Raw genomic sequence first — 22,908 nt, forward strand, 5'->3', positions numbered from 1 at the left:
GCGGATGTTTCTACAGGACTAGGTCTGACGGCGCGTGATAGGCTCGCCGTCCCATGCCCGCCTTCGACGACAGCACCACCCGCCATGTCCTGACGCCCAGTTCGCTCAACCGGCTGGTGCGCGACCTGCTGGGCGATGCGCTGCCGCAGGTGTGGATCGAGGGCGAGCTTTCCAACGTGGCCCGTCCCGCCTCCGGCCATGTGTACTTCACCCTGAAAGACAGCAGCGCCCAGGTGCGCTGTGCGATGTTCAAGATGAAGGCGTCGACGCTGCGCTTCCGCCCGGTCGATGGCCTGCAGGTGATGGTGCGCGCCAAGGTCGGCCTGTACGAGCCGCGCGGCGAATTCCAGCTGGTGGCCGAATACATGGAGCCCTCGGGCGAAGGCGCGCTGCAGCGGGAGTTCGAGCAACTCAAGGCCAGGCTCAACGCTGAAGGCCTGTTCGACCCCTCTCGCAAGCGCCCGTTGCCGCGTTACGCGCGTCGCATCGGCGTGATCACCTCCGCCACCGGCGCGGCGGTGCGCGACGTATTGAGCGTGCTGGCACGGCGCTGGCCATTGGCCCACGTGGAAATTCTGCCGGTACCGGTGCAAGGCCGCGAAGCGCCACCGGCGATCGTGGCGATGCTGCGCAAGGCGTCGGCCTGCGCCCGCTACGACGTGGTGTTGCTGACCCGCGGCGGCGGCTCGCTGGAAGACCTGTGGGCGTTCAACGAGGAGATCGTGGCGCGGGCCATCCATGCCAGCGCGGTTCCGGTCATTTCTGCCGTGGGCCACGAGATCGATTTCAGCATCGCCGATTTCGTGGCCGACCTGCGCGCACCCACGCCCTCGGCCGCGGCCGAATTGCTGGTGCCCGATGCGGTGGCGGTGGGCCGCCACCTGCGTCAATTGCAGCAACGCCTGCTGGCGGTGCAACTGGGCCGGTTGCAGGCGCAATCGCAACGCGTCGATCACCTGCTGGCTCGCCTGCAGGCGCAACGGCCGCAGGCGCGGCTGCAACGCGACCGCGAGCGGCTGGTGCATCTGCAGCGCCGCTTGACCACCGTGCTGCGCGAACAGGATCAGCGCCGCCGCACCCGACTGGAACGCCTGCACGCACGCCTGCTGGCGCGCCACCCACGCAACCAGTTGCCCCTGCTGCAGCGCCGCCTGGCCGAGCAGGACCAGCGCCTGCGCCGCGCCATCACCCAACTGCTGCAGCGGCGCCAGACCCAACTACGCCACGACGGCCGTGCACTGCACGCCGTGAGCCCGCTGGCCACGCTGGAGCGTGGCTACGCCATCATGTTCGACGCCGACGGCAAGGTGCTGCGTTCGGTGCAGGGGGTGGAGCCCGGCAGCACGCTGCGGGCGCGCCTGGTGGATGGCGAACTGGGGCTGCTGGTGAGTGAGTCCCGGCCGGCGAAGCCGCGCGGGTAGACGCACTCAGTCCGGGGTTGCCTGGACCTCGTCCGGTCTGGCCGTGTCCTCGCGCACCAGCATAGTCGGCGCGATGCCGAACATGCGGCGGCAGGTGCGGCTGAGGTGTGCCGAGTCGGCGAAGCCAGCCTGTTGCGCCGCCTCCGTCCACGAACCGCCCGCCATGCCCCGCGCCACCGCCAGTCCCACGCGCGCCCACAACAGGTAGGCGCGAAAGGAAATCCCCGTCTGCGCCACGAATAGATGCCGGAAGCGGCTCGGCGACAGATGCACCATGGTGGCCACCTGGGCCAGCGTGAGTTCCGCATCGGGGTGTTCGCGGATGCGCTCCAGCACCCGTGCGATGCGCGGATCGACGGCCTGCAGTCCCGTCGATCGGCCCGACAGATGCTCGACAATGCACTGCGCCGCCTCCACCAGCGCGGCCTCCGTGCCACGCGTGTCGAACACGGCATGCAATGCTGCCGTGCGGGCCGCCAGCCCCTCGTCGCGCAGCAGGTCCACGTCGTGCTGCCGATGGCGAGCGACCAGTTCGCGGCCGGCCAGCGTCTCCGGCTCGACGAACACCATCGCCACCGTGTGACCGCAGCCATCGAACAGGTGCGCTCGATCCGGCATGACGATGGCGGCTGCCGTCTGATGCCAGGCGTCCGCTCCCACGCCGCGGATGCGGAACGGCTTCGCCAGCGCCAGCGTGATCTGGATGGCGTGGTGGCTGTGCGGCTGCGCCTGGCCCGTGCCGCGTCCGATCCACACACTGCCGCCTTTCCACATCGCCACGCGGCCGACGCCGATGATCGCGCGACGAGGTTCTGCGGCTGGCGGGGATCGGGACATGGCGGATCTTCGCGTCGGGACAGGACGCGCGAAGGTTAGCCTTTAGGTTCAAGCGCCCGATAGGGGCGCTGCCGACAATGGCGCCACGGAGCACACCTCCGTACCCTTTCCAAACCCGACGAGAACACGACCATGAACACCACCGACACTTTCGCCTGCCGCTGCTCCGACTGCGCCGGCGCCACCTGCACCTGCGGCTGCCAGGCCGCATCCGTCAATCCTTCCGGCTGCGGCTGCGGTTGCGGCGCCAGCCAGCCCTGCCATTGCGGCGAGACGGGTGCCTGAGCACTCCACCCTGAAGGGCGGCGCGCACCGCGCGCCGCCCGGGCTTTCCCCATGCCATACGACCTGATCATCTTTGACCTGGACGGCACGCTGGCCGACTCCTTCGCGTTCTTCGCCCGCGTGCACAACCGGCTCGCCGATCGTCACGGCTTCCGCCGCCTCTCACCCGCGGAAATCGAGGCGTTGCGCGGCCATTCGGCACGCGAGGTCATGCGCCACGTGGGCTTGCCGCGCTGGAAGCTGCCGTGGGTCGCCCACAGCTTCGTGCGCATGATGCGCGAGGCGGACATTCCGCTGTTCACCGACGTCGACTGGATGCTGCAACACCTGCAACGGAGCGGCGCCACGCTGGCGCTGGTTTCATCCAACGCCGCCGACAACTGCCGACGGATCCTGGGCGACGCCCACTGGCAGCGGCTGGCCCATGTCGAATGCGGCGCCTCCATGTTCGGCAAGCGCCGCCACATCGCCCGCGTCCTGCGCGCCACCGGCGTCGACCCGTCCCGCGCCATCTACATCGGCGACCAGTCCACCGATGCCGAGGCCGCCCGCCGTGCTGGCGTGGCGTTCGGTGCCGTCGCATGGGGCTATGCCACGCGCGCCTCGCTGGAACGGCTCAAGCCGACGCACCTGTTCGACGCCGTCGAGGATCTGGCCGGGCTGACGGCATAGCGGCTCCCGTCGCGCCGCCGTTGTCCGGCGCTGGCCGCACCGGCGTGTCGGTTGCCACCGGCAAGGCTCACGGCCACTGAACATCGCCACGTCCTATGCTTGCCCGATCACAACCGCGGGCAGGCGCCATGTTGAACAAGAGCTATCCCTACTACCTCGCCAACCAGCCACAGCAACCGAACACCGACCTCGTCGTGCGCGACAAATACAGCGGCAGGATCGCCACCCGCGTGGCGGTGCCGGATGCAAAGGTTGTCGAGAAGGCCATCGCCGCCGCAGTGAAAGCCACCGCGCCGATGCGCAACTTCAAGCCCTGGGCGCGGCAGGCGGTGCTGCGCCATTGCGTGCAGCGCTTCAGCGAGCGCCGCGATGAGCTGGCCGAGGCCTTGTGCATCGAGGCCGGCAAGCCGATTCGCGATTCCGCCGGCGAGGTGACGCGGCTGATCGAGACCTTTCAGATCGCCGCCGAGGAAGCCGTGCGCATCAACGGCGAGACGCTGAACCTGGAACTGGCCAGCCGTCTGGACGGCTATCACGGCTACACCAAACGCGTTCCGCTGGGGCCGGTGTCGTTCATCACGCCATTCAATTTTCCGCTGAACCTGGTGGCGCACAAGGTCGCCCCCGCCATCGCCGCGGGCTGCCCGTTCGTGCTGAAACCGGCGGAGAAAACCCCGATCGGCGCGCTGATCATCGGCGAGATCCTGGCCGAGACGGATCTGCCCAGGGGCGCGTTCTCGATCCTCCCCATCGATGGCGAGCACGCCTCGCCACTGGTCGAGGACGAGCGCTTCAAACTCCTCTCGTTCACCGGCAGCCAGATCGGCTGGAACCTGAAGGCGCGCGCCGGCCGCAAGAAAGTGGTGCTGGAGTTGGGCGGCAACGCCGCCTGCATCGTGGATGCGGACCAGGGCCCGCACCTGAAGCATGTGGTCGAGCGGCTGATCTTCGGCGCGTTCTACCAGTCCGGCCAGAGCTGCATCGGTGTGCAGCGCATCTATGCGCACGACGACATCTACGACGCCCTGAAGAAGCGGCTGGTGGCGGCCACGAAAAAACTGAAAAGCGGCGACCCGAAAAAAGACGACACCTTCCTCGGCCCGATGATCGACGAAGCGGCCGCCAAACGCCTGCACGGCTGGATCGAGGAAGCGCGCGAAGCCGGCGGCAAGCTGCTGTGCGGCGGCAAGCGCGAGGGCAACATGCTGCAGGCCACGCTGATGGAAAACGTGCCGGCCGACGCCAAGGCCAACCGCATGGAAGCGTTCGGCCCGTTCGCCCTGCTGCAGCGCTACAGCACGTTCGACGAGGCCATCGCGATGGTCAACGATTCGGACTACGGCCTGCAGGCTGGCATCTTCACCGACAGCCTGGACCACGCCATGCGCGCCTGGAACGAGCTGGACCAGGGCGGCGTGATCGTCAACGACATCCCCAGCTTCCGCGTGGACAGCATGCCCTACGGCGGCGGCAAGCTGTCCGGCTTCGGCCGCGAAGGTATCCGCTATGCGATCGAGGACATGACCGAGATCCGGCTGATGGTGATGCGCGAACCTGGATAGAGACCCGCGGGACCTGTAGGAGCGACTTCAGTCGCGACGCTCTTGATTCAGGGCTCCAGAGCAGAAGCATCGCGACTGAAGTCGCTCCTACAGTCGCTCCCTGTCACTGCCATTTCGCCGCGCCGCGCATTGCGCCATCATCCCCAGCATCTCCTCGCGGAGCGCTGCCATGACCACGCTTGTGTTCGTCCACGGCTGGAGCGTCACCAACACCTCGACCTACGGGCAACTGCCGCGGCAGTTGCAGCAGCAGGCCGCCGCGGCGGGGATGTCGCTGACGCTGGCGGATATCTGGCTCTCGGAATACGTGAGTTTCGACGACGCGGTGACCATGGCCGACCTGGTGCGCGCATTCGACCACGCGCTGCGCGACCTGCACCTGCTGGACGCAAGCATTGCCTGCATCACCCATTCCACCGGCGGTCCGGTGGTGCGCGAATGGCTGCGTGCGCAGCGCGACAAACCCGGCACCCACAGCACCATCAAGCTGAGCCACCTGGTGATGTTGGCGCCCGCCAACTACGGCTCTGCCCTGGCGCAGCTTGGAAAGGGCACGCTGGGCAAGTTGAAGTCGTGGTGGAACGGGGTGGAACCGGGCCAGCGCATCCTGGACTGGCTGGCACTGGGCAGTGATGCGTCGCTGTCGCTGAATCTGGATTACATCCATGGCGCCGATCCCACCAGCGTGGGCCAGTACCTGTTCGTGCTGACCGGCGACCGTCCCGACCGCGCGTTCTACGATCACCTCAACAGCTACACCGGCGAGGACGGCTCCGACGGCGTGGTGCGCATCGCCGCCGCCAACCTCAACGCGCGCCACGCGGTGCTGGCGTCCGGCGGTAAGGCCGCCACGGTGGACACCCTGGCGCTGAACCTGCAGCGCGGTCCCCGCTGCGCGTTCAAGCTGATCGCCGGTGCGTCGCACTCCGGCGATGCGCACGGGATCATGGCCAGTGCCGCGCCCGCCACCGTGGACGCGATCCTGCGCTGCCTGCAGGTGCGCAGCGCCGCGGCGTACGCTGCGCTGTGCACCGCGTTCGAGCAGGAGAACGACGCACGCGATGCGGACAAGGTGGAGCTGGAACCGGCCGGCCCGTTTGCCCCGCGCGTGCACATCCACGACCCGCGCAGCCTGCTGATCGTGCGCCTGTCCGACGAGGCAGGCGAGCCGCTGCCCGATGCCGGTTTCCTGCTCACCGCGGGCGCGCAGGCCAGCCCCGACCTGATGCCCGACGGCTTCCTGGTCGACCGCCAGGCCAATGCAAAAACCCGCGCGACATCGCTGTATCTCAACTACAGCCTGCTGGCTGGGGATGCTCGCGTGGCCGACCCGCGCAACAGCCGCAAGACCTTGCGCGCCGCGGTGGCCAGCCATCGCCCGTACGGGGCAAGAGTGCAGCCGGCTGATCTCGCCGGGCTGGTGCACCATGCGCTGGCGCAAAGCGCGGCGGCCGACGACCTGTTCAACATGCTGGGCGCGCACCAGACCACGGTGCTGGACGTGGTGCTGCCGCGGCACGTGCATGAGGGCGTGTTCCGCCTGACCCGCGACCTCGCACCACACGACTTCCACAACCCTGTACCCGGCCCGCTCATCAGCTGAGGAGCCTCAGCTGCCGTTGTGGTTTTTGGCCTATGATCGCGCTCGCTCCGCCCGGTCGAGACGTGCCCCGCACGCTGTCCACGGGTGGCCACATCGAACGCGCACATGCAAAAGAAACCCGTCTTCTTCGATCCTACCGGCCGCCGCGCCGGTCGGGTTTCGCTGCTGGTTCTGCTGGCCGGCGTCATCAGTACCTTGTTCGTGGTGGCCTGCGCCGTCAGCCTGTTCGTGAGGCCGACCATGGGCGGCCTGCATATCGGTGAGCATGCCCGCACGCGCCACGCGCTGGCCAACGTCAAGGCCGCCGCGCCGGAACTGCTGAAGCCCGCCGCGAAACTGGCCGCCGAAGTGCGTGCCCGCCAGAAACAGCTGCACGCGCCGCACACCCACGCCAGCAAGGCGCCCGCCACCCATGTGCCGCCGCTTTCGCTGGACAAGCCCGCCGACCGGCCGCTGGCAATCGGCTTCTACGTCAACTGGGACGACAACAGCTATGCCTCGCTGAAGCGCAGTCTGCCGCAACTGGATTGGGTGATCCCGTCGTGGATGAGCCTCAGCGGCAAGGACATGGCGCTGCACACCAGCATCGACGCCAAGGCGATCGACCTGATTCGCCAGCAGAAGCCTTCCACCCCGATCCTGCCGCTGCTGCAGAACGCGGTAGACGCCAACTGGGATGGCCCGGGGCTGGCGCGCATGCTGGCCGACCCGGCGTTGCGGCAGGCGCGCATCGCGCAGATCGTGGCGTTCCTCGCGGCCAACCATTTCCAGGGTGTGGCGGTCGACTTCGAGGAAGTGCCCGATACCGCGCAAGGCGACCTGAAAACCTTCCTCGGCGAACTCAACGACGCGTTCGATCCGCATGGCTGGGGCATCGTGCTGTCGGTGCCGTTCGACGACGCCAACTGGGATTACGCCGGCTACGCCGACATCGTCGACTTCGTGGTGCTGATGGCCTACGACGAACATTGGGCCGGCAAGACCCCGGGCAGCATCGCCGGCCAGCAATGGTTCGAGGACACGCTCGAAAAACGCATGAAGGACCTGGACCCCGACCAGACCATCGTGGCGATCGGCGGTTACGGCTACGACTGGTCGCACGGCAACAATGCCGAGGCGCTGACCTTCCAGGACGCGATGGACCGGGCGTCGGACGCGCAGGCCGACATCAGCTTCGACCCGGACACGCAGAACCCGCACTTCTCTTACGACGAAGATGACGGCACCACCCACCAGGTCTGGTTTCTCGACGGCGTCACCGCGTACAACCAGATCCACGCCGCCGACGAATACAAGCCCTATGGCTATGCCCTGTGGCGCCTCGGCTCGGAAGACCCGTCGGTGTGGTCGGTGCTCGATCGCCGCTACGGCGCACCGGCGCCCGATCAATTGCGCTCGATCGGCGCGGGCGAAGACATCGACATCGAAGGCCAGGGCGAAGTGCTGGAGATCGCCTCGCAGCCATCGCCCGGCGCGCGCAGCATCGAGGTCGACAAGGACGACGGCAGCATCGACGACGAAAGCTACGCCAGCCTGCCCAGCTCGTACGTGATCCAGCGCGCGGGCACGCTGCCGCACAAGATCGCGCTGACCTTCGACGATGGCCCCGACCCGGAATGGACGCCGCAGATCCTCGACATCCTCAAGGCCAAAAACGTGCCGGCCACGTTCTTCATCATCGGCGAGAACGCCGAGATGTCGCCAAAGCTGGTGCAGCGCGAAGTCGCCGAAGGCCACGATGTCGGCAACCACACCTTCACCCACCCCAACCTCGGCGAAAGCCCCGCCCGCATCGTCTCGCTGGAGCTCAACGCCACCCAGCGGCTGTTCGAGGCGCTCACCGGGCACTCGATGCGCCTGTTCCGCGCGCCCTACTTCGGCGACGCCGAACCGACCACCGCCGACGAACTGGTGCCGATCCAGATCGCGCAGAAAATGGGCTACCTCTCGGTGGGCCTGCATGTGGATGCCGAAGACTGGCAGCGCCCCGGCGTCGATGCGATCGTGAAGAACGTGGTCGCCGGCATCGAAACCACCAACGTCGACCGCAAGGGCCAGGTCGTGCTGCTGCACGATGGCGGTGGCGAGCGCTCGCAAACCGTGGCCGCGCTGCCGCGCATCATCGACGGCCTGCGCGCGCAGGGTTACCAGTTCGTCACCGTCTCCGCGCTGGCCGGGCTGACCCAGGCGCAGACCATGCCCGCGATCCAGCCCGGCTCGGTGTCGCAATGGGCCGACCGCATGGTGTTCCTGGGACTGGGCTTTTTCGGCCACTTCATCCGCTGGCTGCTGACCACGGCGATCACGCTCGGCGTGGCGCGGCTGTTGATACTGGGCGGCCTGGCCCTACTCAACCGCCGCCGCGAAAAGCGGCGCAGCGTGCCGGTGCTCGGCGTCGAGCCGCCGTTGGTGTCGGTGCTGATTCCGGCCTACAACGAGGAAAAGGTGATCGCCAGCTCGATCCGGCAGATCCTCCGCAGCCACTACGCCAACCTCGAAGTGATCGTGGTCGACGACGGCTCGATCGACGCCACCTCCACCGTGGTACGCCAGCACTACGCCGACGAGCCGCGCGTGCGCCTGATCACCATCCCCAACGGCGGCAAGGCGCACGCCGTCAACACCGCATTGCGTGAATCCCGCGGCACCGTGGTGGTGGCGCTGGACGCGGACACCCAGTTCGAGCCGGACACCATCCCGCACCTGGTGCGCTGGTTTGCCGACCCGAAGGTCGGGGCCGTGGCCGGCAACGCCAAAGTCGGCAACCGGATCAACCTGATCACCTTGTGGCAGGCGCTGGAGTACATCACCGCGCAGAACCTGGAGCGCCGCGCGCTGGCCGCACTGGGCGCGATCACCGTGGTGCCCGGCGCGGTCGGCGCGTGGCGTCGCGAAGCACTGGAACAACTCGGTGGCTTCCCCGCCGACACCCTGGCCGAGGATCAGGACCTGACCATCGCGGTGCAGAAAGCCGGCTACACCACCTTGTTCGATGCCGACGCCATCGCCTGGACCGAAGCGCCCGACACCGCACGCGGCCTCGCACGCCAACGCTTCCGCTGGTCGTACGGCACGCTGCAATGCCTGTGGAAACACCGCGACGCCACCTTCAACCCGCGCCACGGTTCACTGGGCACGGTGGCGCTGCCGCAGGTGTGGCTGTTCCAGATCCTGTTCTCGGTGGTCTCGCCACTGGTCGACCTGGTGCTGGTCTGGCAGATCGTGGCCACCACACTGGATTACCTGCAACACCGCGGCCAGTTCGACGACACCAACCTGATCCGCATGCTGGTGTTCTACGCCGCCTTCATGGCCGTCGACCTCGCCGCCTCGGCCCTCGCCTTCGCGATGGAGAAGAAGGAAAAATGGAGCCTGCTGTGGTGGCTGGTACTGCAACGTTTCGGCTACCGCCAGCTGATGTATTACGTGGTGGTGCGCTCCGTCTGGACGGCCATCAAGGGCCCGTCGGTGGGCTGGGGCAAGCAGGAGCGCAAGGCCACGGTGAATGCCGGAGCACAAAGCCCCTAGGAGCGCACCCTGTGCGCGATAGCCTTGCGCGAGTGCCGGGTATTGCAGAAACAAAAGCCCAACACACCACGTCCGTGCAGGCTCAACCGCGCACCCGCATCGTCAGCCCCTTCAGGAAATTGCGCAGCAACTGGTCGCCGCACAGCTTGAAGTTCTTGTGGTCGCTCTGGCGGAACAGTGCGCTCAGCTCGGGCTTGGACACCGGCATGCCGGCGCTCTCCAGAATCTGGTGCATGTCCACGTCCTTCAGCTCGAAGGCGACGCGCAGTTTTTTCAGCACTACGTTGTTGGTGACGCGCTTCTCCGGCGGACGCGGCGGCTGGCTTTCGTCGCGGCCGCGGCGTTGTACGACCAGGCCGTCCAGAAACAGCACGAGCACCTGGTTGCTGCATTCCTCGTAGCCGGACTCGCCTTCCTTCTTCAGGTACGCCTGCACCTGCTCCCGCTCCAGCTCCACTGTCGGGTCGGCCAGGTTCACGAGTTGCGCCACTTTCGCGTCGCTGAGATCGAGCATGTAGCGGATGGCGCGCAGTACATCGTTGTTGATCATGGGATCGCCGGGGTTTGCGGGGACGCCATGCTACCGCGACCGGGCTCGGCATGGGCCTGCCGCCGACCGTTCGGCCGCCCAAAAGGATCACCGATGCACTTCATTCCATGTGCACACGAAGCGGCGAATGCACGATGATCGGTGGAATGCCGGCGGCGGTTTCCCCGCCCCCCCCCCTGGAATACTGCTGATGAAACTCGTGCGTTATGGCAATCCCGGTCACGAAAAGCCCGGCATGCTGGATACCGAAGGCCGCCTGCGCGACCTTTCCGCCGCCGTGACGGATATCGATGCCGCCGTATTGAGCCGCCACGGCCTGCGCCAGCTGGCCGCGCTGGATCCCGAGCGGTTGCCGCTGGTCGAGGGTTCACCCCGCTACGGCACGCCGGTGGCGCAAGTGGGCAAGATGATCTGCGTGGGCCTGAACTACGCCGACCATGCGGCCGAAAGCGGTGCCAAGGTGCCCGAGCAGCCGGTGCTTTTCATGAAGGCCACCAGTGCCATCATCGGCCCCAACGACGATGTGATCCTTCCGCGCGGCTCGGTCAAGGCCGACTGGGAAGTGGAGCTGGGCATCGTGATCGGCGACGTGGCGCGCGACGTATCCGTCGACGATGCGCTGAACCACGTGGCTGGCTACACGGTGGTCAACGACCTGTCCGAACGCGAGTTCCAGCTGGAGCATGGCGGCCAGTGGGTGAAGGGCAAGAGCTGCGACACCTTCGGCCCGATCGGCCCCTGGCTGGCCACCGCCGACGAAGTGGCGAACCCGCAGGACCTGGCGCTGTGGCTGGAGGTCAACGGCCACCGCTACCAGGACGCCAGCACGCGCACGATGGTGTTCGGCGTGGCGCACCTGGTGAGCTACATCAGCCGCTACATGACGCTGCTGCCCGGCGACGTGATCAGCTCGGGCACCCCGGCCGGCGTGGGTCTTGGCCTGAAGCCGCCCACCTACCTGCGCGCCGGCGATGTGATCGAGCTGGGCGTGGAAGGCCTGGGGCAACAACGCCAGCAGGTGCTGGCTCATCCCGCCGACCGTTGAAACGCGCCTCCCCGTTCCGTGGCGACGGACACGGGGCTGACGATCACTTCGGCGCCGACGCGTCGTCCACCACGGGTGCGACGTCCAGCGCCGTGCTTTGCGGCGCATTCCAGCCCAACGCGTTGTAGACGTAATAGCGCGCGATACCCACGTACTCGTGCAGCGCCAGGTTCGTCAGCACCAGGTTGCTGGCGCTGGGCCACAGGCTGAAGGTGGCGGCGAGGTAATCGGCGCGGACCGGGGTTGGATGGATGCCGAAATGCGCGAAGTACAGCAAACCGCGCTGCAGGTGGAAGCCCGACGTCACCAGCCATATGCGTTGCGCACCCATCGTCTGCAACAACGGACGGCTGAATTGCGCGTTCTGCCAGGTGTTGCGGCTGCGCGATTCCAGTTTCAGGTCCGCCACCGGCACGCCGAGTCGTTGCAGCACCGCGCCGTAGGTCACCGCCAGCGGCGTACCCAGCAGCGAAGGGTCGCCGCCGGTCACCAGCACGGTGCAGCGCCGCGCCGCGCTGGTGCAATCGCGATACATCGCGGCGGCCTGCACGATGCGGCCATAAGCGGCGAAACCAGGCTCCACCGGTTCGTCCGGAATCGGCACCGCGCCCGAGGTCAACAACACGATGGCATTGTCGGACGCCCATGCCGGTGCCGGTCGCACCACGTACGGCGCCTGCAATCGCTGCAGCAGGAGCATCGGCAATAAACCGCTTCCGGCCAGCAGAAACAGGATCAGCGCCAGCGCGAATACCACGCGGCTGCAGCCACGCCAGCGGACCCAACGCAACACGCAGGCAAGCACCAGCGCAACGGCAAGAGCAGTGAAGATCATGGCGACCAGCAGCAATCCATCAGCGTCCGATTGTAGGGAAGCCGCGCGCGCACGGCGATCCATCGCCCGCCGCCACGACCCATGACGCGAAATGCATGCGCGACAATAGACAGATGAGCGAAGCCCTTCACGCCCTCACCGAGCGCTGCCGCCACAGCGAGGAGATCAGGAAAAGCCGCTTCCTGGCCCAGGCCGCGCCCGTCGCCACGGCGGCGCAGGCACTGAATTTCCTGCGCGAGGCGAGCGATCCGGTCGCCACGCACAACTGCTGGGCCTACCGTATCGGGCAGGAATACCGCTTCAACGATGACGGCGAACCCGGCGGCACCGCGGGCCGGCCGATCCTTCAAGCCATCGAGGGCCAGGGCATCGACAACGTGATGGTCGTGGTCACCCGCTGGTTCGGCGGCACCAAGCTGGGCGCGGGTGGCCTGGTGCGCGCCTACGGTGGCACGGCCGCCGAATGCCTGCGGCTGGCACCACGCCAACCCATCGTGGCGATGGCGCGGCTCGGGCTGCATTGCGACTTCGCCGAGCTGGCCCTGCTGAAAGCGCGCCTGAAGGAACTGCAGGCCGAAGTCGAACAGGAAACCTTCGGCGCGGACGGCGTGACCCTGCAACTGCGCCTGCCGGACAGCCACGTCACCGAAGCGCAGGCCCGCATCAACGACATCACTCGCGGCCGCCGCATGGCGAAGCGCCTTGATTGAGACGGGCACTCCTGCTTTTGCGAATTCCCAATCCCCAATCCCGCCTCAACCAATTGAATCAACGCCCACACGCCCCACTTCAATGACGGCGTGCCCGGCACGCATCGCCTCCAGCCACTGCGAGATTCCATGAGCGACGCCGCCGAAACGCCGAAACCCTCCCGCCGCATCGGCGCGCTGCGCGAACTGTGGCCCTTCATCAAACCGCACAGGGCATTGGCGTTCGGATGGCTGTTGTTCCTGGCGCTGTCATCGGGCGCGTCGCTGGTGTTGCCGATGGCGTTCCGCCACATCATCGACCAGGGTTTCGGCAACTCCAGCCTGGCGGTGATCAACGAAACCTTCCTGGCCATGTTCGGCGTGGCGCTGGTGCTGGCCTTCGCCACCGCCGCGCGCTATTTCTGCATCACCCTGCTCAGCGAGCGCGCACTGGCCTCGCTGCGCGATGCGCTGTACGCCCATGTGATCCGCCTGGACGTGAGCTTCTTCGAGAAAGCCCGCGTGGGCGAACTCACCTCGCGCCTCAGCGCCGACACCGAGGTAGTGCAGGCGCTGGTCGGCTCGGGCGTGTCGGTGGCGCTGCGCAGCGCGGTGATGCTGGTGGGCGCCGCGGTGGCGATGGTGTGGACCGCGCCGTCGCTGGCCGGACTGACCGCGCTGGTGATTCCCGCGGTGATGCTGCCGATCCTGGTATTCGGTCGCCGCGTGCAGAAGCTGTCGCGCGCCAGCCAGGATCGCCTGGCCGACGCCGCCGCCATCGCCAACGAAACGCTGAATGCCTCCACGGCGGTGAAGGCGTACGCGCGCGAGACGATCGAAAGCCACCGCTACTCCAGCGCCATCTTCCGAGCACTGGCCACTGCGCGCCGACGCATCGGCATGCGTGCGCTGCTCACGTTGTCGGTGATCGTGCTGGTGTTCGGTGCCATCACCCTGGTGCTGTGGGCCGGTGCCCGCCACGTGCTGGCCGGCACGCTGGATGCCGGCGTGCTGGGGCAGTTCGTGTTGTACGCAATCTTCGCCGCCGGCTCGGTAGCTGGCCTGTCGGAAGTCTGGGGCGACGTGCTGCGTGCCGCCGGCGCGATGGAGCGCATCGGCGAGCTGCTGGCCGAGCGCCCCAGCGTCACCGCACCCACGCAGCCGCTGGCCCTGCCCAGCCCGATGCGCGGTACGCTGCAGTTCGACGACGTCACGTTCCATTACCCCACCCGACCGAATGCCGCGGCGCTGGAAAATTTCACGCTGGACGTGCAGCCCGGCGAAACCGTGGCCCTGGTCGGTCCCTCGGGCGCCGGCAAGAGCACCGTGTTCGCCATGCTGCTGCGCTTCTACGATCCGCAATCGGGCACGGTGAAGATCGACGGCATCGACCTGCGCGCGCTGGCCCTTCCCGACCTGCGCGGCGCCATTGCGCTGGTGCCGCAGGAAACCGTGATCTTCAGCGGCAGCGCCGCCGACAACATCCGTTTCGGTCGCCAGGATGCCGGCGATACGGAAGTCGTCGAAGCCGCCAGGGCGGCCGAAGCGCATGAGTTCATCAGCGCGCTGGACAATGGCTACGACGCCGAGATGGGCGAGCGCGGCGTACGCCTCTCCGGCGGCCAGCGCCAGCGCGTGGCCATCGCCCGCGCGATCCTGCGCGACGCCCCGTTGCTGTTGCTGGACGAAGCCACCTCGGCGCTGGATGCGCAATCCGAAGCGGCGATCCAGCAGGCACTGGAGCGACTGGAAAAAGGCCGCACCACCCTTGTCATCGCCCATCGCCTGGCCACCGTGCAACGCGCCGATCGCATCGTGGTGATGGACGGCGGCCGCATCGTGGCGCAAGGCACGCACGAAAGCCTGCTGGCCGAAGGCGGTTTGTATGCGGAGCTGGCGCGGCTGCAATTTGTGGCATGAGCCCGCGCAATCTGCCGACCGAAGCGTCACGCGGCGCGGCTGACGCCAGCCATTGATGTTGTCGCCGGGCCCGCCGTCACCGATCTTCCGCCCGGTGATCTTCCGCACGGTGGCAAACCGCCTCGACCTTGTTGCCTTCGGGATCCAGCAGGAACGCGCCGAAGTACGTCTCGTGATAATGCGCACGAAGGCCCGGGGCGCCGCTATCTTCCCCGCCGTGACGGAGACCGGCCTCATGGAAGGCGCGCACCTGCGCGCGTCTGGTCGCCTTGAAGCACCAGTGGCGGCGAGGGTCGGCCGCAGCGTTTTCCGAGGCGTAGACCGCCAGGCAGGTGTGCGAGTCTTCGGCGGCACTGCAGCGGACACCGTACCCCAGCGCATCCTCGCGATCGTAGACCTTGGCGGCGTCCAGGGCACCCATGATGGCGTCGTAGAACGGGCGGCAACGCGCCAGGTCCCTGACCGTGATGGAGACGTGGTCGAGCAAAAACATGGTTGCCCCCGCTTGCGCTGAAGCGGTGCAGTGTGCCACTCCCGCTCCACGCATCGCCAGTCGGCCTTCAGCCCGCCGCAGCCCCGCGGCCGGGAACGCGCAACGCGTTGGTGGAAGCAGCGTCGCGATATCCTCGTGCGCTGACCCATCACCCGCGACCGCCATGTCCATCGTCCTCACCCCGTTCGCCCGCACCCGCCTGTTTCCGCGCGACCGCCGCCCCAGCGCCATCCAGGATTGCAGCGCCGAGGCGTTCGAACGACACCTCAACAGCGAACCGCCACTGAAGGTGCTGGATGGCTACGCGCCGTTCTGCAAGCTGCACGTGCACCGCAACTGGACCAGCACGCGCTGCACCGCCACGCCCATCACCGACGCGAACCGCCATCAGCTCCACTCGGCCTACGAGGCACGCAGCCGCGATGAATTGCCGGTTCTGGTGCGCTGGTTCGAAGGCATCGATCCACCCGTCGCCAACTACCTGCTGCCGATCCTTTACAGCGGCGAACAGCTGGCGAAGGAAGGCGCGCCCATCGACGCCGACTGGGGCGTGGTCGGCTGCCTCTACACCGCCGAGCCGGAAGAGATTCCGATGGTGCCGATCACCATGCTGCGCAATGCGCTCGGCGTGGCCGAGGGCGGTTCCGGCGTACCGCTCGATCGCGAGGCGTATCGACGTGCGGTGGCGTTCTGGGATGCACACGCGAACTGGCGTGGGTGAACGCCCGGACGTGGCGACGGTTTTGGACGTATTTACTGCCCAAACCGTTCGCGTCGGGTATCCAATCGTGGGATACACCACGATTTCGCCATTGAGCTCATGCGTTGAACTATCTGTTCCCGATAACGTCGTAACGCGAAGTATCGATATTGTTTATGATGCGGGAGAGGGGAATTCCATTACAGTCGAAATCGGTGCAACGACCCATGAAGACTTGCACGGCCGCGTGCCGCACGTGTAACGCCAATTCACCCCCTCATCGCGGCTTGACCCCGGCTTTCATCCGCTGATGCATTAGAAAATTGAACTCAGGGTGTTTCAATTTGCATTCGCTAGATGCAGTTCCATGTCCATAGGAATCGGAGGATATACAGTGCTCAAGACCAAAATCGTTCTAGTACTCGCAGCAGTTTCCGTGACAGTTGGATGTTCGCCCAAATATCAGGTCAAGCTTGATTCGAAACCGCAAAGCGCCAGGGTCGTCTGCAATGGGGCCGATCAGGGCTATGCGCCAGTAACGTTGCCTTACAACACCGTCCCACACGAGACCTATGTCGATGCGAGCAACTGCAACGCCGTCTGGTCCAGCGGAGTCAAGGCAACCTACCCTGCAAAGGTGGAGGTCTCCTCCGGAGGCCAGGCCGAGTTCACGCTGGTGAGGCCGGAGGGTCCAGGTTCCGAGAAGGATGAGAAGTTCAATCGGAAAATCCAGGCGATAAAAAGGGAAACCAAACGAACCCCGGGCATGGATCCGAAGCCCATGAAGGAACATCCACGCCCAATGATGTGTTCTTCGGTAGGCGGCCAGGAAACCTGTTTGTAATCCGCCGCAGGTTGAATTTCGGCGGTGGACATATCGTTCACGCGGGGACTGGCTATTCGTTCAGAACGGACGACCAGTCCCCGTTGACGCCAGACTCCCTCCCGAGTCACGTCGTCAGGTTTCAGTGCGCCACCCGCTTTCCCTCCGCATCCACCGATTCCTTGACGGCCGCCACGAAGGCACGCCGCGCCGCGACCAGCGCATCCGATGTCGCGTGCGGCCAGGCACCCACCTGGGCGATCACCAGCTGGCGCGCGGGATCGACGTAGATCATCTGGCCGAAGATGCCGATGGCGGCATAGCTGCCGTCGGTATCCGTCCACCACAGATAACCGTAGCCACGGTCCGGCGCGTCGACGCTGGCCTGGCGTTGCAATGCGCCCTTGAGCCAGGCCAACGCCACCACCGGCTTGCCGTCGACGCGACCGCCGTCGAGCATGAATTGGCCCAGCCGCGCGTAATCGCCCAACGTGGCCGACAGGCCGCTGCCGCCGGTATCGCTGCCATCGCATTCGTCCTTGATCCAGGTGGCGTCCGACGCCATGCCGTACGGCTTCCAGATCGTCTGCGACAGGTAGGCCGCCAGCGAACGGTGCGTGGCCCGCTGCACCAGGATGCCGAGCAGGTCGGTTTCGGCGGTGTTGTAGTTCCAGTGCGTGCCGGCGGGCCATTGCCGTGGCTGCTTGCGCAGGTACGACAGCACATGCGCCTGGCCGTCGACGCAGGCGCCGAGGTACATCTGCGCCACATCCGATTTGGGGTCCGCGTAATCCTCGTCCCACTGCACGCCGGAGGTCATCGTCAGCAACTGCTGCACCGTGACGTCGGCGTAGGCGCTGTCGCGCAGCTCCGGAATATAGGTGCCCAGCGTGTCGTGCAGGCTGTGGATTTCGCCGCGCTGGAGCGCGATGCCCAGCAAGGCGGAGGTGACCGACTTGGCCACCGAGAACGACTCCCACCGCTGCTGCGGCCCGAAGCCCAACGCGTAACGCTCGAGGCGAACGCGTCCGTGCTGCAGCACCATCACGCCGGCAAGATGGTGCTGCTCCATGTAACTCGCCAGCGACGTAGATCCACCGAGCGGCAAAGGCTTGCCTGGTGGCAGTTCGTGGACATGCGTGCCGTGCGGCGCAAGGTCGCTGGGAAACAGCGTGGCCATCTGGCGGAATTGCGCCTCGCGCTGCGCCTGCGGCCAGAACAGCACCTGCTCGCGTTGCTGGCCGATGGTGGGGGTCGCCGGCCCGGCCGCTGCCGATGGCAACGCGACAATCAGGCCAAGGGCGGCGACGAGCAGACGGACACGGATGACACGGTACATGGCGATACGGCCGGAGCGATGGCGGGACCATCATTTTACCGGCCAGCACCACATGGATATGTCCAACATGTTTTGCGCCTATCTTGAAGCGCTGAACAGGGACATCAGGCGGTTGCAGGTTCGCGGGAAGGTTCCGGCTTCACCTCCAGACGACGTTGGCGCCGCGGCCTTCACGCTGCATTGCGCACAAGATGGTTCGATCAAGTCATTGCGGAGCAGCTTTCCAGCACTCCCATGACTTGGGCGACGCCGGCCAGCCGGCACGCCATCTGTAGTGCCAACCCGAGAAAGGAGTTATCGATGATCAAGCGCACGCTTCCCCTACTGATTGGACTGTCGGTTTGCAGTGTGGCCCTGGCGCAGGATCCACCTGTCACTACCCAGTCGCAGACAACCACCACCCAGACCACTACCAGTGCATCCACCTGGAGCACCACGCCGCCCGCCGGCGCGTTGAGCGAGGAGGCCATCAAGACGGCGGTCGCCAATGCGGGCTACAAGGAGGTCAAGGACCTGGAATTCAAGGATGGCGTCTGGCGCAGCGAGGCGCGCGGCGGCAACAAGCAATGGGTGGAGATCGCGGTGGGTCCGGAGACCGGCAGGGTCTACGTCAGCGACGCGCCTTCCAAACTCAACGAGGACGAGGTGAAAGCCAAGCTGGCCGCCGCGGGCTATGAAAAAGTCCACGACGTGGAATACGAACACGGCCTGTGGAGCGCTGACGCCTCCACCCACCACGGCACCGCCGTCGATCTGCTGGTCGATCCGGGTGATGGCAGCATCGTGGCCAAATCGCGCGACTGACATCGCGTCACCCGCAAAAAAGAAAGCCCGGCGCAGCATGGCCGGGCTTTCCTGCATCACGTCGACGGCTACGGTGATTCCGTCGCCGTCACGGTTGTACGCCTCAGCGCAATTGCAGCATCACGATCGACTTGGCCGGCAGCGCGACCTTCAATTGGTCACCCTGCACGCGCGCGCCGTTGAAGGCCGCCGGCTTCACCGCGTTGGGCTGGTCGAAGGTGTTGCGCGAGGTGATCTTCGGCGCAGTGAGGATCTGCCCGTTGACACCCTTCGCCTGCAGGCCTTGCACCTTCACCTGAACCTGCGCGGCGCGAGCCGGGTCGAGGTTGGTCAGCGCCACGTAGACATGGCCGTCCTTCGCCCGCACTGCGGAGCCGTGCACCTCGGGTACCGAAATACCGTCGAGCGTGTACTTCGGCGTGTCGAGCTGCAACGGCAGTTCGGTGGCGTCCTGGTACGGCAGGTACATGGCGAACACGTGGTAGGTGGGCGTCAGCAGCATGCGCGGGCCGTCGGTGAGGATCATCGCCTGCAGCACGTTGATCATCTGCGCGATGTTGGCCATCCGCACGCGATCGGCATGGTGGGTGAAGATGTCCAGCGTCAACGAGGCAACCAGCGCATCACGCAACGTGTTCTGCTGCTGCAGGAAGCCGGGGTTGGTGCCCGGGAGCGGCGCATACCAGGTGCCCCACTCGTCCACCACCAGCGCCACTTTCTTTTCCGGGTCGTACTTGTCCATCACCGCGCTGTGGCGGGTGATCAGGTCATCCATCCGCAGTGCTTCGGACAAGGTCTGGATCCAGCCCTTGTTGTCGAAATCGGTGGACGACTGGCTCGGCGGCCAGCCACCGGCCACCGTGTAGAAATGCATGCTGAGGCCGTCCATCAGCTTGCCGGCCTCGCGCATCATCACCTCGGTCCAGTGATAGTCGTCGCCGTTGGCGCCGGGCGCGATCTTCAACATGGTCTCGCCGGCGGGCACTTTCACGAAGGTCTGGTAGCGCCGGTACAGATCCGCCGCGTACTCCGCGCGCATGTTGCCGCCGCAACCCCACAACTCATTGCCGATACCGAACAGCGGCACTTTCCAGGGCTTTTCGCGGCCGTTGGCGACGCGCTCCTGGGCCAGTGTCGATTTGCCGGTGGCGGTCATGTACTCGGCCCACTGCGCCATTTCCTCAGGCGGCGCGTTGCCCACGTTGCCGGCCACGTAAGCCTCGCTGCCGATAAGCTCCACGAAGTTCATGAACTCGTGCGTGCCGAACGCATTCGACTCGGTCACGCCACCCCAGTTGGTGTTGACGCTGGTCGGGCGCTTGCTCTTGGGGCCCACGCCGTCGCGCCAGTGGTATTCATCCGCGAAACAACCGCCGGGCCAGCGCACGTTGGGTACATGCAGGGCCTTCAGCGCCTTGATCACATCGTTGCGATAGCCGTCCGTATTCGGGATGGACGAATCCGGCCCGACCCACAGGCCGCCATAGATGCCCGTGCCCAGGTGTTCCGCGAACTGACCGAACAGATGGCGCGAGACCACGGCGCCGGGCTTGCCGGCCTCGAGGCTGCCGCTCACGGATACGTCGGCGGCCAGTGCCTGGCCCATCCCCAGTGTCATCAGGACGGACAGCGAAAAAAGGTGCCAGCGTCGTGCAGGTTTTTGTGGCATTGCAGATATCCCCGTTGAGTCGATGCGACGGCGGCACCGGCCAAAAAAAATCGACGATGGAAGGCGTCGCTCCGCCTGTCCATGCCGACCGTTCCCGCTGAGCGTAACCCGCGACGCGGGCAAAGTCGAAGCACCGCGGGAGCACGCACAGATCCGTTGCATCACGTGCGCGGCGGCCCTTCGGGGCCGGTCACCGCCGTCGCGCGCAGGCGTGGGCCGTCGCTCAATCCTGCAGCAGATCCAGATCGCGCACGGCACCCTTGTCGGCGCTGGTCACCAGCTTGGCGTACGCCTTCAGCGCGGCGCTGACCTTGCGCTTGCGCGGCAATGCCGGTCGCCAGCCCTTCGCCGCCTGGGCCGCACGCCGGCGCTCCAGTTCCTCGTCGCTGACCTCGAAACGCACGATGCGGTTGGGGATGTCGATCACGATGGTGTCGCCGGTCTGCACCAGGCCGATGTTGCCGCCCTCGGCCGCTTCGGGCGACACGTGGCCGATCGACAACCCGGCGGTGCCGCCGGAGAAACGGCCATCGGTGATCAGGGCGCAAGCCTTGCCCAGCCCCTTGGATTTCAGGTAGCTGGTCGGGTACAGCATCTCCTGCATGCCCGGTCCGCCGCGCGGGCCTTCATAGCGGATGATGACGACGTCGCCCGCTTTCACCATGCCGCTGAGGATGGCCGCCACCGCCGCATCCTGGCTTTCCAACACCACCGCAGGGCCGCTGAAGGTGAGGATGCTCTTGTCGACGCCGGCGGTTTTCACGATGCAGCCGCGCTCGGCGAGGTTGCCGTAGAGCACCGCCAGGCCGCCATCCTGGCTGTAGGCGAATTCACGCGAACGGATGCAGCCGGCCTCGCGGTCGGTATCCAGCGCGTCGTAGCGGCAGCTCTGCGAAAACGCGGTCTGGGTGCGAATGCCCGCCGGGCCGGCGCGAAAAAACTCCTGCACCGCGGCATCGTTCGTGCGCGCCACATCCCACGTTTCCAGCGCCTCGGCCAGCGACGGGCTGTGCACCGTGGGGACGGATGTATCGATCAGACCCGCGCGATCCATCTCGCCCAGGATCGCCATCACGCCACCGGCGCGATGCACGTCCTCCAGGTGGTAACTGCTCGACGGTGCCACCTTGCACAGGTTGGGCACCTTGCGCGACAGCCGGTCGATATCGCTCATGGTGAAATCGACACCACCCTCCTGCGCCGCCGCCAGCAGGTGCAGCACGGTGTTGGTGGATCCGCCCATCGCGATATCCAGCGACATGGCATTAACGAACGCGGCCTTGCTGGCGATATTGCGCGGCAACGCGCGTTCGTCATCCGTTTCGTAATAGCGGCGGGCCAGCTCCACAATCGTGCGACCGGCCTTGCGGAACAGCTGTTCGCGATCGGCATGCGTGGCCACCAGCGAGCCGTTGCCCGGCAACGACAGGCCCAGCGCCTCGGTGAGGCAGTTCATCGAGTTGGCGGTGAACATGCCCGAGCAGGAACCGCAGGTGGGACAGGCGGAACTCTCGATGGCCAGCACGTCGGCGTCGGACACGCTGTCGTCCGCGGCCGCCACCATCGCGTCGATCAGGTCCAGGGCAACATCCTTGCCGGCCAGCCTGGTCTTGCCCGCTTCCATCGGACCACCGGAGACGAACACCACCGGAATGTTCAGCCGCAGCGCCGCCATCAGCATGCCGGGTGTGATCTTGTCGCAATTGGAAATGCACACCAGCGCGTCGGCGGTATGGCCGTTGCACATGTACTCCACGCTGTCGGCGATGATGTCGCGCGACGGCAGGCTGTAGAGCATGCCATCGTGGCCCATCGCGATGCCGTCATCGACGGCGATGGTGTTGAACTCCTTGCCGACGCCGCCGGCGCGCTCGATCTCCTCGATCACCAGCTGGCCCATGTCCTTCAGGTGCACGTGGCCGGGCACGAACTGGGTGAACGAGTTGGCCACCGCGATGATCGGCTTCTGGAAGTCGCCGTCCTTCATGCCGGTGGCGCGCCAGAGCGCGCGGGCACCGGCCATGTTGCGGCCGGCGGTGCTGGTACGGGAACGATAAGCGGGCATGGATTTCCCCTGATGGCGGTGGCTGCTGGGCGAACGCCCATTCTGCTTGGCGACCTCCATACCGTCCA

At 66.4% G+C, this 22,908-nt stretch carries 19 protein-coding genes; 12 read left to right on the forward strand and 7 right to left on the reverse strand.

The genetic code is table 11. The features are described from left to right. Positions 1-53: 53 nt before the first annotated feature. Positions 54-1,421 carry an exodeoxyribonuclease VII large subunit gene (xseA, locus tag ASD68_RS05070; RefSeq protein ID WP_056604122.1) on the forward strand — a complete coding sequence of 456 codons (1,368 nt, stop codon included), beginning with the start codon at positions 54-56 and terminating at the stop codon, positions 1,419-1,421. A gap of 6 nt (positions 1,422-1,427) precedes the next feature. On the opposite strand, the gene ASD68_RS05075 is transcribed toward xseA, so the two are convergent. Next, positions 1,428-2,258, reverse strand: a complete 831-nt coding sequence (locus ASD68_RS05075) for an AraC family transcriptional regulator (RefSeq protein ID WP_082545951.1) — start codon at positions 2,256-2,258, stop codon at positions 1,428-1,430. 132 nt (positions 2,259-2,390) lie between these two features. Between ASD68_RS05075 and ASD68_RS16780 the strand changes: the two genes are divergently transcribed. The 5 genes from ASD68_RS16780 to ASD68_RS05095 all read left to right on the forward strand — a co-directional run bounded on the left by ASD68_RS16780 (position 2,391) and on the right by ASD68_RS05095 (position 9,908). Continuing rightward, entirely contained in the window at positions 2,391-2,543 is a 153-nt protein-coding gene (locus tag ASD68_RS16780; RefSeq protein WP_156458336.1) for a hypothetical protein, read from the forward strand. Positions 2,544-2,594: 51 nt separating this feature from the next. Beyond that, positions 2,595-3,215 carry an HAD hydrolase-like protein gene (locus ASD68_RS05080; protein ID WP_056604128.1) on the forward strand — a complete coding sequence of 207 codons (621 nt, stop codon included), beginning with the start codon at positions 2,595-2,597 and terminating at the stop codon, positions 3,213-3,215. Positions 3,216-3,343: 128 nt separating this feature from the next. Then, positions 3,344-4,777: an aldehyde dehydrogenase family protein gene (locus ASD68_RS05085; RefSeq protein ID WP_056604131.1), complete on the forward strand. Its 1,434-nt coding sequence runs from the start codon at positions 3,344-3,346 to the stop codon at positions 4,775-4,777. A 169-nt stretch (positions 4,778-4,946) separates the two neighbouring features. After that, positions 4,947-6,380 carry a hypothetical protein gene (locus ASD68_RS05090; protein ID WP_056604134.1) on the forward strand — a complete coding sequence of 478 codons (1,434 nt, stop codon included), beginning with the start codon at positions 4,947-4,949 and terminating at the stop codon, positions 6,378-6,380. A 105-nt stretch (positions 6,381-6,485) separates the two neighbouring features. Then, positions 6,486-9,908 (forward strand): glycosyltransferase, encoded by a 3,423-nt coding sequence (locus ASD68_RS05095; RefSeq protein WP_056604137.1) that lies wholly within the window; start codon positions 6,486-6,488, stop codon positions 9,906-9,908. A gap of 82 nt (positions 9,909-9,990) precedes the next feature. Here the strand turns inward: ASD68_RS05095 and ASD68_RS05100 are convergent, their stop codons facing one another. Further along, positions 9,991-10,458, reverse strand: a complete 468-nt coding sequence (locus tag ASD68_RS05100) for a DUF1456 family protein (protein WP_056604140.1) — start codon at positions 10,456-10,458, stop codon at positions 9,991-9,993. A gap of 190 nt (positions 10,459-10,648) precedes the next feature. Between ASD68_RS05100 and ASD68_RS05105 the strand changes: the two genes are divergently transcribed. Next, positions 10,649-11,503, forward strand: a complete 855-nt coding sequence (locus tag ASD68_RS05105; protein ID WP_056604143.1) for a fumarylacetoacetate hydrolase family protein — start codon at positions 10,649-10,651, stop codon at positions 11,501-11,503. Positions 11,504-11,546: 43 nt separating this feature from the next. Here ASD68_RS05105 and ASD68_RS05110 read toward each other — a convergent pair whose 3' ends face one another. After that, positions 11,547-12,338: a YdcF family protein gene (locus ASD68_RS05110; protein WP_056605197.1), complete on the reverse strand. Its 792-nt coding sequence runs from the start codon at positions 12,336-12,338 to the stop codon at positions 11,547-11,549. A gap of 113 nt (positions 12,339-12,451) precedes the next feature. Between ASD68_RS05110 and ASD68_RS05115 the strand changes: the two genes are divergently transcribed. After that, on the forward strand, positions 12,452-13,048 hold the full coding sequence (locus tag ASD68_RS05115) for a YigZ family protein (RefSeq protein WP_082545952.1): 597 nt from the start codon (positions 12,452-12,454) through the stop codon (positions 13,046-13,048). A 129-nt stretch (positions 13,049-13,177) separates the two neighbouring features. Further along, complete coding sequence (locus ASD68_RS05120) at positions 13,178-14,947, forward strand: ABC transporter transmembrane domain-containing protein (protein WP_056604150.1); 1,770 nt, start codon at positions 13,178-13,180, stop codon at positions 14,945-14,947. A gap of 76 nt (positions 14,948-15,023) precedes the next feature. On the opposite strand, the gene ASD68_RS05125 is transcribed toward ASD68_RS05120, so the two are convergent. After that, entirely contained in the window at positions 15,024-15,440 is a 417-nt protein-coding gene (locus tag ASD68_RS05125) for a VOC family protein (protein WP_056604153.1), read from the reverse strand. A gap of 163 nt (positions 15,441-15,603) precedes the next feature. On the opposite strand from ASD68_RS05125, the gene ASD68_RS05130 reads away from it, so the two are divergent. Together ASD68_RS05130 and ASD68_RS16785 are read left to right on the forward strand one after the other, a co-directional pair. Continuing rightward, positions 15,604-16,161 (forward strand): DUF3228 family protein, encoded by a 558-nt coding sequence (locus ASD68_RS05130; RefSeq protein ID WP_056604156.1) that lies wholly within the window; start codon positions 15,604-15,606, stop codon positions 16,159-16,161. Positions 16,162-16,534: 373 nt separating this feature from the next. Beyond that, positions 16,535-16,984 carry a hypothetical protein gene (locus ASD68_RS16785; RefSeq protein WP_156458337.1) on the forward strand — a complete coding sequence of 150 codons (450 nt, stop codon included), beginning with the start codon at positions 16,535-16,537 and terminating at the stop codon, positions 16,982-16,984. Between the two features lie 121 nt (positions 16,985-17,105). Here ASD68_RS16785 and ASD68_RS05135 read toward each other — a convergent pair whose 3' ends face one another. Then, positions 17,106-18,302 carry a serine hydrolase gene (locus ASD68_RS05135; RefSeq protein WP_056604159.1) on the reverse strand — a complete coding sequence of 399 codons (1,197 nt, stop codon included), beginning with the start codon at positions 18,300-18,302 and terminating at the stop codon, positions 17,106-17,108. Between the two features lie 300 nt (positions 18,303-18,602). Here ASD68_RS05135 and ASD68_RS05140 point away from each other — a divergent pair, with 300 nt between their 5' ends. After that, positions 18,603-19,106: a PepSY domain-containing protein gene (locus ASD68_RS05140; protein ID WP_056604161.1), complete on the forward strand. Its 504-nt coding sequence runs from the start codon at positions 18,603-18,605 to the stop codon at positions 19,104-19,106. A gap of 103 nt (positions 19,107-19,209) precedes the next feature. On the opposite strand, the gene ASD68_RS05145 is transcribed toward ASD68_RS05140, so the two are convergent. Continuing rightward, positions 19,210-20,775, reverse strand: coding sequence for an alpha-L-arabinofuranosidase C-terminal domain-containing protein (locus tag ASD68_RS05145; protein ID WP_056604164.1), 1,566 nt, complete (start codon positions 20,773-20,775; stop codon positions 19,210-19,212). A 223-nt stretch (positions 20,776-20,998) separates the two neighbouring features. Further along, a complete protein-coding gene (gene ilvD, locus ASD68_RS05150) occupies positions 20,999-22,840 on the reverse strand; it encodes a dihydroxy-acid dehydratase (protein WP_056605199.1) in 1,842 nt (613 codons plus the stop codon). Positions 22,841-22,908: the final 68 nt, after the last annotated feature.

This window comes from Rhodanobacter sp. Root627, from assembly GCF_001427835.1.
GTDB lineage: Bacteria > Pseudomonadota > Gammaproteobacteria > Xanthomonadales > Rhodanobacteraceae > Rhodanobacter > Rhodanobacter ginsenosidimutans.